The 17,667-nt window shown below is 41.9% G+C and carries 14 protein-coding genes; 7 read left to right on the top strand and 7 right to left on the bottom strand.

What is annotated here, in order from left to right:
* Position 1: 1 nt before the first annotated feature.
* The 3 genes from OQX61_RS01790 to OQX61_RS01780 are packed head-to-tail and all read left to right on the top strand — an operon-like array spanning position 2 to position 3,875.
* Positions 2-1,510 carry a DUF1501 domain-containing protein gene (locus OQX61_RS01790; protein WP_265839925.1) on the top strand — a complete coding sequence of 503 codons (1,509 nt, stop codon included), beginning with the start codon at positions 2-4 and terminating at the stop codon, positions 1,508-1,510.
* 50 nt (positions 1,511-1,560) lie between these two features.
* Positions 1,561-2,472: a sugar phosphate isomerase/epimerase gene (locus tag OQX61_RS01785; protein WP_265839924.1), complete on the top strand. Its 912-nt coding sequence runs from the start codon at positions 1,561-1,563 to the stop codon at positions 2,470-2,472.
* Between the two features lie 5 nt (positions 2,473-2,477).
* On the top strand, positions 2,478-3,875 hold the full coding sequence (locus OQX61_RS01780) for a c-type cytochrome domain-containing protein (RefSeq protein ID WP_265839923.1): 1,398 nt from the start codon (positions 2,478-2,480) through the stop codon (positions 3,873-3,875).
* Between the two features lie 60 nt (positions 3,876-3,935).
* Here OQX61_RS01780 and OQX61_RS01775 read toward each other — a convergent pair whose 3' ends face one another.
* Positions 3,936-5,357: a DNA/RNA non-specific endonuclease gene (locus OQX61_RS01775; RefSeq protein ID WP_265839922.1), complete on the bottom strand. Its 1,422-nt coding sequence runs from the start codon at positions 5,355-5,357 to the stop codon at positions 3,936-3,938.
* 184 nt (positions 5,358-5,541) lie between these two features.
* On the opposite strand from OQX61_RS01775, the gene OQX61_RS01770 reads away from it, so the two are divergent.
* Positions 5,542-5,664, top strand: a complete 123-nt coding sequence (locus tag OQX61_RS01770; protein WP_265839921.1) for a hypothetical protein — start codon at positions 5,542-5,544, stop codon at positions 5,662-5,664.
* Here the strand turns inward: OQX61_RS01770 and OQX61_RS01765 are convergent, their stop codons facing one another.
* Complete coding sequence (locus OQX61_RS01765; protein WP_265839920.1) at positions 5,665-7,569, bottom strand: DUF3857 domain-containing protein; 1,905 nt, start codon at positions 7,567-7,569, stop codon at positions 5,665-5,667.
* A 1-nt stretch (position 7,570) separates the two neighbouring features.
* Complete coding sequence (locus OQX61_RS01760; RefSeq protein WP_265839919.1) at positions 7,571-9,544, bottom strand: DUF3857 domain-containing protein; 1,974 nt, start codon at positions 9,542-9,544, stop codon at positions 7,571-7,573.
* Positions 9,545-9,783: 239 nt separating this feature from the next.
* Here OQX61_RS01760 and OQX61_RS01755 point away from each other — a divergent pair, with 239 nt between their 5' ends.
* On the top strand, positions 9,784-10,770 hold the full coding sequence (locus OQX61_RS01755; RefSeq protein WP_265839918.1) for a 3'-5' exonuclease: 987 nt from the start codon (positions 9,784-9,786) through the stop codon (positions 10,768-10,770).
* Between the two features lie 84 nt (positions 10,771-10,854).
* On the top strand, positions 10,855-12,717 hold the full coding sequence (locus tag OQX61_RS01750; protein ID WP_265839917.1) for a M1 family metallopeptidase: 1,863 nt from the start codon (positions 10,855-10,857) through the stop codon (positions 12,715-12,717).
* Positions 12,718-12,828: 111 nt separating this feature from the next.
* On the opposite strand, the gene queG is transcribed toward OQX61_RS01750, so the two are convergent.
* Positions 12,829-13,767: a tRNA epoxyqueuosine(34) reductase QueG gene (gene queG / locus OQX61_RS01745; protein WP_265839916.1), complete on the bottom strand. Its 939-nt coding sequence runs from the start codon at positions 13,765-13,767 to the stop codon at positions 12,829-12,831.
* A gap of 77 nt (positions 13,768-13,844) precedes the next feature.
* On the opposite strand from queG, the gene OQX61_RS01740 reads away from it, so the two are divergent.
* Complete coding sequence (locus tag OQX61_RS01740; RefSeq protein ID WP_265839915.1) at positions 13,845-14,063, top strand: hypothetical protein; 219 nt, start codon at positions 13,845-13,847, stop codon at positions 14,061-14,063.
* A 74-nt stretch (positions 14,064-14,137) separates the two neighbouring features.
* Here the strand turns inward: OQX61_RS01740 and OQX61_RS01735 are convergent, their stop codons facing one another.
* The 3 genes from OQX61_RS01735 to OQX61_RS01725 are packed head-to-tail and all read right to left on the bottom strand — an operon-like array spanning position 14,138 to position 17,648.
* Positions 14,138-15,646 carry a bifunctional GNAT family N-acetyltransferase/carbon-nitrogen hydrolase family protein gene (locus OQX61_RS01735; RefSeq protein ID WP_265839914.1) on the bottom strand — a complete coding sequence of 503 codons (1,509 nt, stop codon included), beginning with the start codon at positions 15,644-15,646 and terminating at the stop codon, positions 14,138-14,140.
* A gap of 53 nt (positions 15,647-15,699) precedes the next feature.
* Positions 15,700-16,722: a Holliday junction branch migration DNA helicase RuvB gene (ruvB, locus tag OQX61_RS01730; protein ID WP_265839913.1), complete on the bottom strand. Its 1,023-nt coding sequence runs from the start codon at positions 16,720-16,722 to the stop codon at positions 15,700-15,702.
* A gap of 35 nt (positions 16,723-16,757) precedes the next feature.
* Complete coding sequence (locus OQX61_RS01725; protein ID WP_265839912.1) at positions 16,758-17,648, bottom strand: 3-hydroxybutyryl-CoA dehydrogenase; 891 nt, start codon at positions 17,646-17,648, stop codon at positions 16,758-16,760.
* Positions 17,649-17,667: the final 19 nt, after the last annotated feature.

The following is a 17,667-nucleotide window of genomic DNA, read 5'->3' as shown; positions in this document are numbered from 1 at the left end:
TATGACTAGAGATGAACTAAACGCCTACCGTCTGGTAAAAGAAGCGAATGAGATCCAGGCAGGGGCACATACCCGAAGACATTTTTTAAAAGAAAGTGCCATGGGACTTGGCGCCCTGGCAATGGGTGCCTTATTTGGAGGCTGTAGTTTTGGTGCAAAAGGGAATAATCCTGTTTTATATGATGCTGCGCATCCTTTGTTGCCAAAATCACCACCGTTTTTAGGGAAAGCAAAAAGCGTGATTTATTTACACATGGCTGGTGCACCTTCACAATTGGAGTTGTTTGATTTCAAACCTGAACTGATGAAAATGGATGGGCAGGATTGTCCGCCATCCTTATTGGCAGGTAAAAAGTTTGCCTTCATCACCGGGGTACCTAAGATGTTAGGGCCACAGGCGAAATTTGCGCAACATGGACAGAGCAGAGCCTGGGTAAGTGACAATATGCCTCACTTCTCAACGATGACCGATGAGGTGAGTTTCTTAAAAGCGGTTACAACAGATCAGTTTAACCATGCACCTGCGCAATTGCTAATGCATACCGGCAGTGCCCGTTTGGGTAGACCAAGCATTGGTAGCTGGGCAACTTACGGACTGGGTACAGAGAATCAAAACCTACCCGGTTTTGTGGTGCTCACCAGCGGAGGGAGTTTTCCTGATGCCGGCAAAAGTATCTGGGGAAGTGGATTCCTGCCTTCGGTTTATCAAGGCGTGCAATGTAGGAGCGAAGGGGACCCCGTACTGTTCATTAAAGATCCGCATGGCATGAGCAGGGATTTAAGAAAAGCATCGATAGACGCCATAAATGCTTCGAATTTAGAAGAATATGCAACCTATAATGATCCGGAAATACAATCGCGCGTAGCGCAGTACGAAATGGCTTACCGCATGCAAATCTCCGCTCCGGAAGTGATGGACATTAATAATGAGCCTCAATATATTCATGATATGTACGGCACACAGCCAGGGAAAGCCTGTTTTGCGAATAATGTGCTACTGGCAAGGAAACTTGTAGAGAAGGGAGTACGCTTTGTACAGTTGTTCGATTGGGGTTGGGACGCGCATGGCGACGGACCGGCTAACTCTTTGAATATCGGCCTGAAAAATAAATGTCGCAGCACCGATAAGCCAATCACAGCCCTTTTACTTGATCTTAAACAAAGAGGCATGCTGGAAGATACGCTGGTAGTTTGGGGTGGTGAATTTGGACGTACGCCAATGATGGAAAACAGAAACGGCGTGCAAAATCCATATAATGGAAGAGACCATCATACCGAAGCTTTTACCATGTGGATGGCAGGTGGAGGTATCAAGAAAGGGTATACGCATGGCGAAACCGATGAAATCGGGTATAGTGCGCTTAGCGGTAAAGTGGATCCTTTTGACATACAAGCCACCATTTTAAACCAGCTGGGTTTCGACCATGAGCAGTTTACGTTCCCATTTCAGGGAAGACCTTTCCGCCTGACTGACGTCGCAGGAAAGGTAATCAGAGACATAGTTGCTTAGAATTTATTTAATAACGAACAGACTAAATGCACCAAAATAGAAGACATTTTTTGAAAACAACAGTTACAGCAGCGGCAGGTGGCATGCTTGTACCTTTCGCTGAAATTAAAGCCTCGGAACTTCCTTTTGTGAAGGCCAAAGCAGGATATGAATTGCTTTTTATGGCTACTTCCTGGGGCTATAATGGTTCCATAGAAGACTTTTGTGCTGCGGCCAAAAAAGAAGGTTATGAAGGGGTAGAATTAGGCTGGCCGGGAAGCGATTTGAAGACTCAGGAAGCGATGTTTGCTGCCTTAAAAAAGCATGATTTAAAGTTCGGCTTTCTTTGTGGAGCCGGAGAACACGATAGCAACCAACACCTCAGTTCATTTATTAAATATATAGATGCCGCGATTGACAATAAGTTCCAGAAACCCCTTTTTATCAATTGTCATTCTGGTAAGGATTACTTTACTTATGAGCAGAATAAAAAGATCATAGACTATACGGTAAAGAAAGCAAAATCTTCAGGCGTTCCGATTTACCATGAAACGCACAGGGGAAGGATGCTGTATGCAGCGCCAATTGCCAGGAATTTTATTGAAAATAATCCGGAGCTGCGGATTACCTTAGATATTTCCCATTGGTGTGTGGTGCATGAAAGTTTACTTGGCAATCAAAAAGAAACGATTGCGATGGTGCTGGATCGGGTAGATCATATCCATTCCAGGGTAGGTCATCCGGAAGGACCACAGGTGAGCGATCCCGGAGCACCGGAATGGAGCGACGCGTTGAATGCACACCTGGCATGGTGGGATCAGGTGATCGAAAGAAAGAAAAGAAAAGGAGAAAGAATGACCATCCTGACGGAGTTTGGTCCGCCGGATTATATGCCTACATTGCCTTATACCAGACAACCTGTTGCTGACCAATGGGCAGTCAATGTATTTATGATGAATCTATTACGTAAACGTTACCAATAAGCAGTATGATCCTTTTAACTATACCTGAATTTATTGGTCGGTTTCATCCGATATTAGTCCACCTGCCTATAGGAATTTTATTACTGGGTTGTCTCTTTCAGCTGTTAACCATCAATCCGAAGTTTGTTTTTCTGAGAGATTCAATTCCTGTAATCTGTTTATTTGGTGCATTGGCTGCGGTTTTTTCTTCTGGTAGCGGATACCTTTTATCTGAAAGTGGCGATTATGACGGAGACCTGGTAGACCTCCATTTTTGGATGGGAATCAGTGTTTCTATAATTGCAGTCCTGCTCTATTTGATGTACCGGAAGGGTGTAAAGGAATTGTTCCTCAACCTGACCTCCGCTGGGTTGGTTATCCTGATTACCCTTACAGGGCATTATGGTGGCTCGCTAACCCATGGTTCTGATTACATGACGGCCGCACTGAAAGGGGAGAGCAGTAAGGTTGCCATTCCGCCGGTGGCCGATGTACAGAAAGCGATTGCCTATACACATTTAGTGCAACCATTGTTGCAAAACCGCTGTTATAGTTGCCATGGCTCCGAAAAACAAAAAGGTAAACTGAGGATGGATAACATCAGCTTTATGCTGAAAGGTGGGGAAGATGGCTCGAGCCTGATCCCTGGTAGAGCAAATGAGAGTGAATTGATTAAAAGAATGCTCCTGCCAATCACTAATGATGACCATATGCCGCCAAAAGAAAAGCCACAGCTCACAGCTGAAGAGATTCAGTTGCTGCAATGGTGGATCAATGAAGGCGCTACTGCTGATAAGAAAGTCGCAGATTTAAAACAAACAGCAGAGATAAAACCGGTATTAATGAGCTTTCAAACCGGAGCCGCAGTTACAAAGAAAAAGGTGGTGTCAGATATTCCGGAGGAAGAAGTCGGGAAAGCCGATCCAGCTGCAATTGAGCAATTAAAGAAAGCAGGGGTGGTGGTGATTCCGGTATTGAGTAACAGCAATTATTTGTCGGCCAGTTTTGTTACGGCAAAGGCAGATCCGGAGGTTTTAAAGTTGTTAGATGCTTTAAAGAAACAACTGATCTGGGTTAATCTGTCGAATTCTTCCATTACAGATCAAGGAATGGCTGATGTGGCCAAACTGCAAAACCTGAGAAGAATTAACCTGAGTCATACAGCGGTAACGGATAAAGGTCTGGCCTTGCTTAAAGGCCTTCCAAAATTGCAGGTCATCAATCTGGTAGGGACAAAAGTAACCAGCCCGGGGATTATTGCTCAGCTTAAAGGGCTTAAAGAACTGCAACACCTTTACCTGTATCAAACAGGTGTGGAGCAAAAAGATCAGGCTAAACTGAAAAGCAGCTTTAACAAGGTGAGTCTGGATTTCGGAAATTATACCTTACCCTTTTTAGCACAGGACACGACAGAAGTTAAATAATGATAAAAAATGAAGCGGTTGTTCCAGCAGGAACAACCGCTTTCTGGTAAAATAGCCTTATTAATTACCGGCGTCTTTTTTCATCTCAATAACATCCTGTATACCTTGAGGCAATGCAGAAAGCAGGTTGTATCCTGTGGCTTTCTCGATATCTCTAACCGTAATAATATGCTTTTTCCAATCCTTATCAATCGTATTGATGTTTGGTGTATTCAACGCAATCACCCTGGTAGAAGTACTGACTCTAGTCGCATCTCCATCTCCATTTCTGATAATCACGGCCACTTTCCACACGTTACCTGGAACAGTTACCTTACCATTATCTATCGTGGTACTGACCGCTCCTGACTTACCAATTCCACCAACTCCATAGCTTCCCATGATGATATACACCTCATTTCCTGAAACTACCTGAGCGCGTAGATAATTTTCAAAATCTGCCCATGGCCCCTGGTTGTTATTTGGAGCTTGTGGAATCATATTGTTCATGAGGAAAGTTGCGCCATTTGCTGCTGTTGAGCTGGTACGGTCAGCGGAAGGACAATTGTGCCCCCTGTCGAAACCTGAGTTATAATAGCTGGTGCTGGACACCTGGTAAAAATTAGCAGGCAGACCTGTATAACCGGCGAAATTGTCGAGCCTTTTAGTCACCTGGGTAATGGTTTTTGGATCTAAATGCCAGCTTACCCAGTTTGGTGTTCCGCGACTGCTGCTATAAGATTGAACATAATAACGCATATCTAATAAGAAATTGTCGCTACTTAGTCCATTGGCTGCGGAAGGGTTTCCAAAAAGCGCATTACTGTCGTCTCCGGCGAGCGGTTGCGCATCAGCAGCTACAATCAGGTCCCTTGATGGAGTAGTAGCTGGAGGTGTTGAAGGATCTTCACCCGGGTCGGTATCAGGGGCGCCGACAATAATTCCCGATTCACCGGTTCCTTTAAAAACAATGTCATCAATATTAACGCGGTCAGTTGCACTGGTCTTCCTGATTTGGAAACGCACTTTTCCTTTAGCCTCAATTTGAAAGGAATCGGTAACCAATTTGGTATTCTTCTCCTCGATGTCCTTTCCGAGCTGGGTAAAAGTTGTTCCTCCATCTTCTGACATCAATAATTGCCAGCTGAAATCTTTGTCATTACCAAATTTTCCGTGACTGATGTATAATGTTTTCAAACCTGAAACATCAAAATTCATCGTCATCGAACCCGTTCTCAGGCGGACACTTTTCTGTCCGTTTTTAAGATCGGCAGCCAGATTACCAACTAAGGCATCATCAAAATTCCAGGAACCGGTAGATATATTAATGTCAGATGCAAGGTATTTGTCTTTCGTCACATTCTCGAAATTCTCTGTGATCTTGTAAGTTACGGGTACGTTTTCTATCGGAGCTTCAATGGCTTCGGATACGATTTGCTTAGTACAACCGGCTAAACTGAAGATAATCAGGGAACTGTAGATAAGTAGATGTTTTATTCTCATGATTTTGATTTGAGTCCCAAAATAATGAGTTTAATATTAATGAAACGTTAAATGTTATACGTTTTTTTTTATCGTTTAAGGGTTGAGTTAATTCGTTACGGGGAAATTACCGACAATACGCTGCAAAAACTGAAAAGAATAGGATTATCAGCCTATATTTGCATGGCTAACCCGGCGAAACCATATGTCTATACCAAAACAAGAAGATTCCTTCTGGAAAAAATATAAGAAATTTGCGACTACAGAAATCCTGATGTACCTGATCATGATCATCGGAATTGGCTTAGGCTTGATTATACTCAGCTAATTACAGCTTATAAACCACCCTACTGTGATCAGCAGTATTGATATCGTTCATAAAAGTGCTGAATTCCTGATATTGTTCTGCAGGATAAGTCCCGTCTTTTATCGTGATCTTCCTCTTGTAGATCAGGGTTTTTCCTTCTAATTTAATCGTTGAACTATAGCTGCCAAATGCGCTGTTGATTTGCTTGCTATTGGGTAGGGCTTCCAGTTTAAAGCCTGCCGGAAGCTGGTAAATCAACTCATCTTCATCCGTATAACCTCTATTCACATAAACTTTTAAGGTTCTGTTTTTTACTTCAGGCACGGTCCGTCCTTTATTAAAGATGTTGAGTTCCAGATAAAAAAGGTTGTTGTTTTTTGCGGCATACTTTGGAATCTCCAGGTTAAAGGATAACGCAGTATTTGGAGTCAGGCTCTTATCCTGACTCAGTTTAAAATCACTGAAATTAATATTGTCTATGTCGTAGCTGTCTTTTAATAATTTCAGCTGCTCTTTAGCAGGTTGCCCGATCAGGTAGCTGTAATTGTTATATTGCGACCCGGAACTTATGGCCTTAAGCTGACCGGTGATGTTCCCAAGGGAGTCGATTTGAAGCGTTGCGTTGCTTTGTAACTGGTTCATCGCAGTGCTTAGCTTAGGAGTCCTGAGTATTTTCCCTCCTTCAGGAGTACAAGCGAAAACCGTTCTGTCATCGGTAAAATCACCAAGGAAACCAAAAGGGGCTTCCGAACTGGTGCATTCCAGCCAGAGGGTATCCGTTTTTAGCGGAACAGCTAAAATGATATGGTTGCCCTGTTCCATACCCGCAAAATCCGGTTCAATATCCTTTTTAACATTTCCGGCATTCACTACGCAATATAAAGAGGGGATGCCCACACTTTTCAAAAGCGTTTGCGTATAATTTACCAATGCTTTACAATCTCCGTAAGCCGTTTGCTGAACTTCTGCTGCCGGCATAGGCTGAAAACCTCCAATACCTATTTGTACGCTGATATATCTGGTTTTTTTCTGTACGTATTCGTAGATCTTTTTTGCCTTTTCCTGATCATCATTGATGCCGTTAACCAATGTTTTTACTTCTTGCAGGGCTGATTCCGGTAATTCCTGTCTGTTTTTGATCAGCTCATCATAAACCCATTTCCCCAACTCTTCCCAGTTTTTATAGCTGCCTTTATGCCCGTAATAACTGAATTGTTTCGCTGCAATTTTTACGGTGGCGATATAATTGTCGGAATCAGGATCAGGAGCAAAAGGTTCTTTTTTTCTTGCGGGTTTGTTGCTCAGCTGCCAGGTGTAGCTTTTTGTTTTTTCGGCGGTAAGCACTTCCCCTTTACCCGGATAATTGCTTTCCTTAATCCGGACCTCATCCTCAGGTTTAGCAATAAATACATACTTATTGCTTTCTACAGATTGATCAGGATAGGGGTTGCCCTGCCATTCCGGAAGGATAAGATTTTGTTTATTGCGCAACTCATATTCATAAATAACAGTATAAGGGTAGGTCATCACTGTGGGACTGTAGTATTTCACCCGGTAATCAACATACAGGCTACCATTGCTTACGGCACTTTCATCGTTGAACTCACTTTGTGAAAACTTATAGATCAACTTGCCAAACTCATCGAGTACCTGTCCTTTTATACGTTGAATGACTGTGCTTTTGTCATAATGAATAGCTAATTGTGCTCTTGGATCACCATTTTTATTCCATACCGTCAGCACTTTTTTAACACTGATCAGTACCTGGTCTAGGTCCCGCATTTCTACCTTTGTTTCCATCTCACGGATGACAGAATTTGCATTGATTTTCAAGCTGGCAGGGATCTGATCCACAGCATAGCCGGGCTGAGAAAAACAGGAGAAAGTTGTTCCTAAGAACAACAGGAGCAGCATCAGTTTCTTCATCTTATTTTGCTTTATGGAGGATGATGTCCGTTTTTTGATTTTGAATAACCTGACTATAAAACTCTTTTAAAGAAAGGTATTCTGAGGGGTCGTAGATTGGTTTATTCAATTGCAGAAGCTGTGTAAAGGTAATCCTGTGCGCTGCCATTTCAGTATTGGTGAGGTACCTGCCACCATTGTCAGCTAAACCAATGCTCATGTTTTTCGGTTGGTCAGCCATCACATAATCTTCCGGAAGATCCAGTTGAATGGTAATCCTGGATTCAGAGCTGCCGCCTAAATCTACAGGATAAGTCCTGTCGTTGAGGTTAAAAGGGTTTTTGCTGACATGGCTTATGAAGAATGGGCTAAAGAAGATCTTCGACATATTGTCGCTGTCATAAGAATTGATAACCAGTTCATATTTTTCTGTCAGGGGAAGATTAAGACTATCCAGGTTTTTAATTTCATGTTGAGTAATACTGATCTTTGGCATTTTTTCATCCAGTTTCTCTACATATGCAGCGATTGAATTGGCTTCTTCTATTGCCCTTCTTTTATTTAAGGCGGAATAACCGGAAGAATAAGTTATCAGTTCTCCTTTTATCTTTCCATCTTTTGATAAGGTTGCATTAAAACTATAACGTGTATAATCTTTCTGTCCTGAGCTGACATCGTACCAATAGGAAGGTTTTTTTAAGTTAATGACTCTTCCCTGCCCGTTGATACACTCTAATGGGAGCATGCCGAAAGGCAACAAAGGAACTGATGCATCCAGTAAATAGCTGGTTTCACCGATATTTAGCTTCACTACTACATAATTGAAATTACTGACGACTGGAAACAGGCGGTTCAGCTCGCCATTGTTACGGGTAGAGAGAATTAAGGCTTCGGCATCGAGATTTGCAGCTGTCAGGGCCGAGATTAAGGCCAGATTGATATCCCCGGTATTTCCGGAATGCGTTGCTAATGCTTTTTTGACATCAGTTTCACTGTATATCCCAATGTATCCATTGGATTTGATGTTTTTTGAGATGTATGCATAAACAGCCTTAGCCTTTGAAAGGTCGTCTGAGGTGTTTTTTAAAAGCTCCGGCATTACTTCTTTGAAAGCATCTTTCTTTTTCATTTGAGAACCAAAAGAACGATCGGAAGTCAGCTCATATTCTATACTCTTCCAGGTCTTTGTCACATTGACTTTTCCACCGCTTAATAAGGTGTAGTCAGACAGTTCAAAGTTAATGGCTGATTTAAAATTAACAGGAGCCGTCATGTAGTCTTCTTCTATAAAGGCGGGGATGTCCTTCATGGTATAGGTCATCTTTGAGCAGTCAATAGGGGTGCCGTTTATTCTCATACACTCTCTTTCGATTTCTGCTTTGGTATCGCTGAGTTTTAAGGGGCCTCTTAAAACTACGTTATAGTTGTATAGCCCGGGGATAAAAGCGACAAATTCACTATGAAGTTTAGGAATGTCAGATTGAAATTTCCAGGATTTAAAGTTAAAGATATTGGGCATACTGATTACGTAGCTGTATTCAATAATGCTGCCGTCCTGTAAGTTGGGTAAGGTAAACTTGGTCTGCGCGGTGTACCGGCTGGTTTTCTCCTTAAATATTTTCTTGGGATCAAGGGCGCTTTCCTTGAACTGACCATCAGTAAAGTTGATGGTGACTGCCTTTATATCAGTAATCTGATCCTCTTTGTCACCGGAAATACGCTGAGGAATGGTAATGTTACCTTGCTCATAACCTTGTTTATTAAAGATCTTAATCCGCACATGGTAGCGATAAAGAATGATTAATCCGCTATCATCAACATTCAGTTGCATTCTGGCGGTTCCAAATTCTTTGAGTACAATGGCGTTTGCACTGGAGTCAATAACGGTGTTTTTGAGCTCGATGTCTTCATGGGTAATTGCCGCAAAGGGGAAATCCTGCGCAAGAACTGTTAGTTTGGCCAGGACTAGAAAGGAGAACAGTAAAAGGTATTTCATAAGAGCGTATTAATCGAAAGACGAAGTTAAGTTTCTTTAAGATAACAAAGAATTTTTAATAATAATTGTGCTTCAACGCCTCAAAAATTCTTTTAATGGAATTCATCGTGATGGTATTTAGCGCATTACTAAATAAGTTCAGGTTTAATGAATGATTTTTACGACTTTTGGACTGCTACCAAAGCGTTAATTAATGGATTCCTGGGGATTCAAACCTTTAAAAATAGCAACATATACGAATGAAATTAAATTTAAACCGCCCTCTTGCTTTTTTTGATCTGGAAACTACAGGTGTTAATGTAGGTGCAGATCGCATTGTTGAAATTGCCGTTTTAAAAGCGATGCCCGATGGTACGGAGCAAATCAAAACGATGCGCATTAATCCGGAGATGCCGATTCCTTTAGCTTCATCCCTGATTCACGGGATTTATGATAAGGATATCGCCAATGAACCAACCTTTAAAGAGGTGGCCGCTGAACTGGCTGAGTTTATTGGAGATGCTGACCTTGCTGGTTACAATTCCAACAGATTTGACATTCCGGTATTACTGGAAGAGTTTTTAAGAGCAGGAGTAGATTTTGAGATGTCTGACAGGAAGTTTGTTGACGTTCAGAATGTTTTTCACCAAATGGAACAACGCACTTTACGTGCTGCATATAAGTTTTACTGCGATAAAGATATTGTTAATGCGCATTCTGCGGAAGCAGATATTACGGCTACTTACCATGTATTACTGGCGCAGATTGAGCGCTATAAGGATACTGAGTTTGAAGATAAACAAGGTAATATTTCTAAACCGGTAAAGAATGATGTTGATGCCTTGCATACTTTCACGAATATGAACAAACCGGTAGACTTTGCCGGCAGAATGGTATTCAATGAGCAAGGACAGGAAACTTTTAACTTCGGTAAGCATAAAGGTAAAACTGTAGAACAGGTTTTTGATACAGAGCCTAGCTATTATTCCTGGATGAGACAAGGAGATTTTCCTTTGTATACCAAGAAAAAGCTGGAAGAAATCTGGGCCAGATGGAACAAGAAAAAGGACCAGTTGAAACAGGAAAAACAGCAGCAAGTAGCGGCTGCTAAGCCAAAACCAGTTGTAAATTCTGGCGCAGGCAATGTGGTTAAACCTGCAGCAGCTCCACAAGAGAAAAAAACAAAACCGGCCGTTGACGTGACCAATGATATGTTGGAACAACTGAAAATGAAATTCGGTAAATAAAGAATATCAATAAAAATACAAAGAGGCTGTCCGGAAGTTAATTAACTTTGGGCAACCTCTTTTTTGTTTAAAATAAACATTTATATGCTGATCAAAAGAATCTCGTTTCTTATCCTTTCTATTGGGCTATCCGGTATGGTATCTGCCCAGCAAAGTTTACCGGTTCCTGCAGAAATACAGGCCGCTTACGCTAAGGGTACCAGGGATGTTTCCGGAAAACCAGGTCCGAAATACTGGCAGAATACTGCCAATTATGATTTAAAGGTGGATTTTAATCCGGGAACCAGGGCATTGAAAGGAGTAGTGGAAGTCGTATATTATAACAATAGTCCGGATACACTGAAACAATTGTGGTTTAAACTATACCCAAACCTTTATAAAAAAGGGGTAGCACGCAATACTAAATTCAATGACCGCGACCTTAATGAAGGCGTAAACATCGCTTCTATACAAGCTGATGGCCATCAGGTGGCTAAAGAATCGATTACTATTGAAGGTACCAATATGCAGGCGGTCATCGCTCCGCTGGCACCAGGAAAACAGATCAAACTAAAAATTGACTACCAGTATGACCTGAATAAGGGCTCTCATATGCGTACAGGTCAGGTGGATGAAGGCTCGCATTTTGTGGCCTATTTCTTCCCTCGTATTGCGGTGTATGATGATGTTGATGGCTGGAATAAGTTTCCTTACCTGGGGGATGTGGAGTTTTACAATGACTTTTGCAATTTCAAAGGGGAAATTACCGTTCCAAAAAACTTTGTAGTTTGGGCTACAGGTGATTTAATGAACGCGAAACAGGTACTTCGTAAAGATATTGCCGCACGTTTGGCAAAAGCAGAAAAGTCAGATGAGGTGATCGATGTGATCAATGATCAGGATTTAGCCAATAAAGCGGTTACTGCCAATCAATCTTACAATACCTGGAAGTTTGACGCAAAGAATGTAACGGATTTCGTGTTTGCGCTCAGTGACCATTATTTATGGAAATCGACCAGTCTGGTTGTAGATCCTGAAACCGGAAGAAGAACACGTGTAGATGCCGCTTTTAATCCAATTCATAAGGATTATTATGAGGTGATAGATTTTGCGCGTCAGACGGTACATGCGATGAGCTATACTTTCCCTAAATGGCCATACCCATATGCTCATGAGACGATCTTCGATGGTCTTGACCAGATGGAATATCCAATGATGGTAAACGACAACCCGGTAGCAAAAAGAGAAGATGCGATTACGCTGACGATTCATGAGATTTTCCATACGATGTTCCCGTTCTATATGGGCACCAATGAGACAAAATACGCCTGGATGGATGAAGGTTGGGCAACAATTGGCGAATGGCTGATTGCTCCGATGATCGATACCAATATGGTGGATGATTATGGAATTGCACCAACAGCGATGTCTTCGGGTACAAAAGATGATACCCCGATTGTTACTTTAAGTACTGAACTTAAAGGCTCAGGGACTTTCACGAATTCTTATCCGAAACCAGGTTTAGGCTATTTATTTGTTAAAGATTACCTGGGGGATGAGTTGTTTTTAAAAGCTTTGCACCACTATATTAAACAATGGAATGGTAAGCATCCTACACCATACGATTTCTTCAACAGCATGAATGAAGGTTCGGGGAAAAATATGGATTGGTTCTGGAAACGTTGGTTCTTCGAAGAAGGCGTCACAGATCTGGCCCTTGAAGGCAGGGAGAAAACCGCAGACGGTTATGAGTTCAGGATCAGAAATAAAAGCAATAAACCCTTGCCAATAGACTTAAAAATCACGTTTACCGACGGTTCTAGCACTAATATTCACAAAAGTATTGGCGTATGGGAAAATGGAGACGGAACAGTAGTCATCAAAGTGGTGACGGACAAGAAGTTCGCAAAAGCAGTATTGGGATCTGCATTGGTTCCAGATAAAGATAAAAGGGATAATGTGGGCTAAAATTCTGGTAATTAATCAGACATTCAATTTTAGACGCGTTATCGAATACAAAAAAAAGCACCATTTTTTAATGGTGCTTTTTTTGTAGCCGTGTTACCTTCTTGTGCTGTATTATTTCGTTGTTTTAATAAAGTCGATATTCCTGCTGAGCCCTTTAAATTTGGTGCGTTTTACCGCAGAATTTTTGAAGATAGTTTTGAATACATCTTCTGTAATGTCCATCCAATCTTCCTTTTTCATGCTCAACAAGTTCTGATTGGGCTGGAATTGCGGTTCGGTATGCGGAACGGAAAACCGGTTCCAGGGACATACATCCTGACAAATGTCACAGCCAAACATCCAGTTCTCCATTTTATCATTAAATGATTTGGGGATTTCTTCTCTGAGTTCTATGGTCAGGTAGGAAATACATTTTTTTGCATCTATAATAAAAGGTGATAAAATGGCATCGGTAGGGCAGGCATCAATACATTTGGTGCAGGTCCCGCAATGGTCTGTTTCAAAAGGCTGGTCGTATTCCAGGTCCAGATCTACAATCAGTTCCGCGAGAAAAAAGAAAGAACCACTTTTTTTATTGATCAGGTTACTGTTTTTTCCGATCCAGCCAATACCTGCTTTTTTCGCCCATGCGCGATCTAAAACGGGGGCTGAATCTACAAAAGCACGACCGGATACCTCGCCGATTTCTTCGGAGATAAAGTTGAGCAATTGAAAAAGCTTGTCTTTGATGACCAGATGGTAATCCATACCGTAAGCGTATTTCGATATTTTCGGCGCTTCCGGATCTTGTTGCTGGCTTTCAGGGTAATAGTTGAGGGTAAGGGAGATCACCGATTTTGCATCATCGACCAATAGTCTTGGGTCCAGCCTTTTGTCGAAATGATTTTCCATATAATTCATTTCTCCATGGTGCTGGTTTTCCAGCCACTTCTCTAGTCGTGGTGCTTCCTCTTCCAGAAAACCCGCCCTGGCAATACCGCATTGCATGAAGCCTAACCGGAGGGCTTCCGCTTTAATTAACGCACTATATCTTGCCGGATTGTTCAACATCTGGTACAAAGATAAGGTTTAGCAATAAAACCTTTTAAAAGTTATAGTGTTATTAAAGTACACCAAATCATGAAATCATGGAAAATAGCAAAGAATCTGGCAATGATCCTGGATATCAGGAACCACTTAAGCCACATAAACCCATAGAAACAGATTATGCTAAACATCAGAATGACCCGGGACCTCCCCGTGAGGCGGTAGATGAATATGATAAAAATGGGGCTGCGGTGGTATTGAAATGGATTATTCCGATACTGATCATCGGCTTGCTCATTTACTGGCTATTCTTTAAATAGCTATGATAAACTTTAAATAGCACCACTAACCTGAAAGGTTAATGGTACTATAATTTTATTTCCTAATCGCGTTTCTATTTAAGTAAACGCACTTCGTAAAGATCTTTACGACGATCTTTCAGGATTCTTACGGTCCCAAAGTGATGAATCTCATCCAATAAGTGAAGGTCTACATCCACTACCAACATCATTTCTGTATTAGGCGTAGTTTCGGCTTTTACCGCATTGGTTGGAAAAGCGAAATCAGAAGGCGTAAACACCGCGGATTGTGCAAACTGGATGTCCATGTTATTTACCTTAGGTAAGTTCCCTACACAGCCTGCAATTGCCACATAACACTCGTTTTCTATTGCTCTTGCCTGTGCGCATCTTCTTACCCTGGTATAACCGTTTTGAGTATCGGTTAGGAAGGGTACAAAAAGGATCTGCATCCCCTGATCGGCATAAATCCTGCTCAGCTCCGGGAATTCCACATCATAACAGATCAGGATACCTACTTTACCACAGTCGGTATCAAAAACCTGAATCTTATCTCCGCCCACCATACCATAGTATTTCTGCTCATTTGGGGTGATGTGAATCTTTCTGAACTCATCAGTTTTTCCACTTCGGTGACATAAATAAGTAGCATTGTACAGCTTGTTGTCCTCTAGTAAAGGCATACTTCCGGATACAATATTTACATTATACGATACAGCATATTCCTGTATTCTGGCCACAATCTCTTCGGTGAACTCTGCCAGTTTACGCATGGCTTCCATTTCCGGAAGGTCATTGTAAGGTTGTAATAATGGCGCATTAAAGAATTCCGGGAACATGATAAAGTCCGACTGATACCCGCTTACTGCATCCACAAAGAACTCTACCTGTTCATAAAAACCATCAATATCCGGGAACAAGCGCATTTGCCACTGCACCAATCCGATCCGGATGGTTTTTGCAGAACGCGCAGAAGCATCTACACCCTGGTAATAGATGTTATTCCATTCCAGCAGGGTCGCATAATCTTTAGATTCATGATCACCGGGAAGGTAGTTTTTCAATACTTTTCTAACGTGGAAATCGTTGGACAGCTGGAAGGTAAGGGTAGGGTCGAAAATCTCTTTCGCTTTCACCTTATCAATATATTGCCTTGGGGTTAAGGTATCTGCGTATTGGTGGTAATTGGGGATTCTACCACCGGCAACAATACTTTTAAGGTTTAAACTTTCACAAAGTTCCTTTCTGGCTTCATACAATCTACGTCCTAATCTTAGTCCACGGTACTCAGGGTGTACAAAGATTTCTATCCCATAGAGTACATCGCCTTCTCTGTCGTGCGTAGAGAAAGAATAATCTCCGGTAATGTTTTTGTAAGTATGTTTATCCCCGTATTCGTCGTAATCTACAATAATAGATAAGGAACAAGCTACTACTTTATCATCTACCGAAATGCAGAGCTGACCTTCAGGGAATAGCTTTAGCAACCTTTCAATGCTGCTTTTACTCCATATTTGCCCACCTAATGTATCATAGGCCTGGGACATGGATTCCTTTAAATCATTATAATCTGCTAAAGTAAGTTTTCTTAATTCTATGTTCATATACCTGCGTTTAGATCATCAATGCAGAAATGATGCCTAAAGCAGGTAAATACCTAAAATAGTTTACCTGTTTGTCCTGGATAGATCTTTTGCAAGTGTTTATAGGCTGCTTCGGTTACCTCTCTTCCGCGTGAAGTACGCATCAGAAAGCCTTCCTGAATTAAAAATGGCTCATAGACTTCTTCGATAGTTCCTTCATCTTCACCTACCGCAGTGGCGATGGTTTTCAATCCTACCGGGCCGCCTTTAAACTTGTCGATAATAGTCACCAGAATTCTGTTGTCCATTTCGTCCAGACCGTGTTCATCCACATTTAAAGCTTTCAGCGCGTATCTGGAAATGGCGGTATCAATCTTACCATTACCTTTAATTTGCGCGAAATCACGTGTACGTCTGAGTAAAGCATTGGCAATACGAGGCGTTCCCCTGCTGCGTCTTGCAATCTCATAAGCACCTTCTTCGGTGATTGGTGTTTTTAGAATGTCCGAAGAACGCAGTACGATGGTCGTCAGTAGCTTGGCGTCATAATAAGCCAGTCGGGAATTGATCCCGAACCTTGCCCTTAATGGTGCCGTTAATAAGCCTGAACGGGTAGTTGCGCCTACTAAGGTAAAAGGATTCAGACTGATTTGTACGGAACGGGCATTTGGACCACTTTCCAGCATGATATCGATCTTGAAATCTTCCATTGCAGAGTATAAGTATTCTTCTACCAATGGACTTAACCTGTGAATTTCATCGATAAACAAGATGTCACCTTCGTCCAGGCCAGTCAGTAAACCGGCAAGGTCGCCGGGCTTATCCAATACCGGACCTGAGGTCACTTTTATCCCTACACCCATCTCATTGGCAATGATGTAAGAGAGGGTGGTTTTACCAAGTCCCGGAGGACCATGTAATAAAACATGGTCTAAAGGTTCTCCGCGTAACTTTGCAGCCTCTACAAAGATCTTTAAGTTCTCCATGATCTTTTCCTGACCTGTAAAGTCTTCAAATGCCTGCGGACGCAATACTTTTTCAATATCACGTTCGATAGGGGTTAAACTTTCAGCGTTCGGGTCCAGATTCTCATTCATGGGGTAAAGTTACTATAAAAGGCTTAAAATTGATATTATTTACTAAATTTATTAGCTACAACAGCGTCTTTTACGCCCTTTGCATAGTTGTAAAAGCCTTCTCCGGATTTTACGCCTTTGTTTCCGGCAGTCACCATATTGACTAAAAGCGGACATGGGGCATACTTAGGATTTCCAAATCCATCATGCAGAACGTTTAATATCGCCAGACAAACATCAAGGCCAATAAAATCAGCCAGTTGAAGGGGACCCATAGGGTGCGCCATTCCCAGTTTCATTACGGTATCAATTTCTGATACGCCTGCTACGTTTTCGTAAAGGGTGTAGATCGCTTCATTGATCATTGGCATTAAAATCCGGTTGGCCACAAAGCCAGGGTAGTCGTTAACTTCTACCGGAGTTTTGTCCAGTTTTGTGGAAAGCTCCATCACTATCGCAGTAGTTTCATTGCTGGTCGCATATCCTCTGATTACTTCTACGAGTTTCATCACCGGTACCGGATTCATGAAGTGCATACCAATCACTTTATCCCCGCGGTTGGTTACCGAAGCTATTTTAGTGATAGAAATAGAAGAGGTATTGCTGGCCAGGATGGCTGCTGGTTTTGCAAAGCTATCCAGGTCTTTAAAGATTTTCAGCTTAAGGTCCAGATTTTCTGTGGCTGCTTCAACGATCAGGTCGGCATCGGCTACGCCAGCTTTCATATCAGTGAAGTTACTGATGTTTTTAAGGGTGTTTGCTTTGTCTGCTTCCGTAATGGTGCCTTTAGACACCTGACGGTCCAGATTTTTAGAAATAGTAGTTAAGGCACGTTCCAAAGCCTCATTATTGACATCAATTAAGTTTACCTGATAACCAAATTGCGCAAAAGTATGCGCGATTCCATTGCCCATGGTTCCTGAGCCAATCACTGCGATGTTCTTCATTTATGTTTCTTTAAGGTAA

The organism is Pedobacter sp. PLR, assembly GCF_026239675.1.
Classification (GTDB): Bacteria; Bacteroidota; Bacteroidia; order Sphingobacteriales; family Sphingobacteriaceae; genus Pedobacter.
Note: the sequence above shows the minus strand (reverse complement) of the source record. Positions and strands in the feature narration are given on the sequence as shown.

What these genes read in the sequence shown, in the direction of transcription:
- OQX61_RS01755 (WP_265839918.1), top strand. Translation starts at nt 9,784, where the DNA reads ATGAAATTAAATTTAAACCGCCCTCTTGCTTTTTTTGATCTGGAAACT.
- OQX61_RS01780 (WP_265839923.1), top strand. Translation starts at nt 2,478, where the DNA reads ATGATCCTTTTAACTATACCTGAATTTATTGGTCGGTTTCATCCGATA.
- OQX61_RS01725 (WP_265839912.1), bottom strand. Translation starts at nt 17,648, where the DNA reads ATGAAGAACATCGCAGTGATTGGCTCAGGAACCATGGGCAATGGAATC.
- queG (WP_265839916.1), bottom strand. Translation starts at nt 13,767, where the DNA reads ATGTTGAACAATCCGGCAAGATATAGTGCGTTAATTAAAGCGGAAGCC.
- OQX61_RS01765 (WP_265839920.1), bottom strand. Translation starts at nt 7,569, where the DNA reads ATGAAGAAACTGATGCTGCTCCTGTTGTTCTTAGGAACAACTTTCTCC.
- OQX61_RS01775 (WP_265839922.1), bottom strand. Translation starts at nt 5,357, where the DNA reads ATGAGAATAAAACATCTACTTATCTACAGTTCCCTGATTATCTTCAGT.
- OQX61_RS01735 (WP_265839914.1), bottom strand. Translation starts at nt 15,646, where the DNA reads ATGAACATAGAATTAAGAAAACTTACTTTAGCAGATTATAATGATTTA.
- OQX61_RS01740 (WP_265839915.1), top strand. Translation starts at nt 13,845, where the DNA reads ATGGAAAATAGCAAAGAATCTGGCAATGATCCTGGATATCAGGAACCA.
- OQX61_RS01770 (WP_265839921.1), top strand. Translation starts at nt 5,542, where the DNA reads ATGTCTATACCAAAACAAGAAGATTCCTTCTGGAAAAAATATAAGAAA.
- OQX61_RS01750 (WP_265839917.1), top strand. Translation starts at nt 10,855, where the DNA reads ATGCTGATCAAAAGAATCTCGTTTCTTATCCTTTCTATTGGGCTATCC.
- ruvB (WP_265839913.1), bottom strand. Translation starts at nt 16,722, where the DNA reads ATGAATGAGAATCTGGACCCGAACGCTGAAAGTTTAACCCCTATCGAA.
- OQX61_RS01790 (WP_265839925.1), top strand. Translation starts at nt 2, where the DNA reads ATGACTAGAGATGAACTAAACGCCTACCGTCTGGTAAAAGAAGCGAAT.
- OQX61_RS01760 (WP_265839919.1), bottom strand. Translation starts at nt 9,544, where the DNA reads ATGAAATACCTTTTACTGTTCTCCTTTCTAGTCCTGGCCAAACTAACA.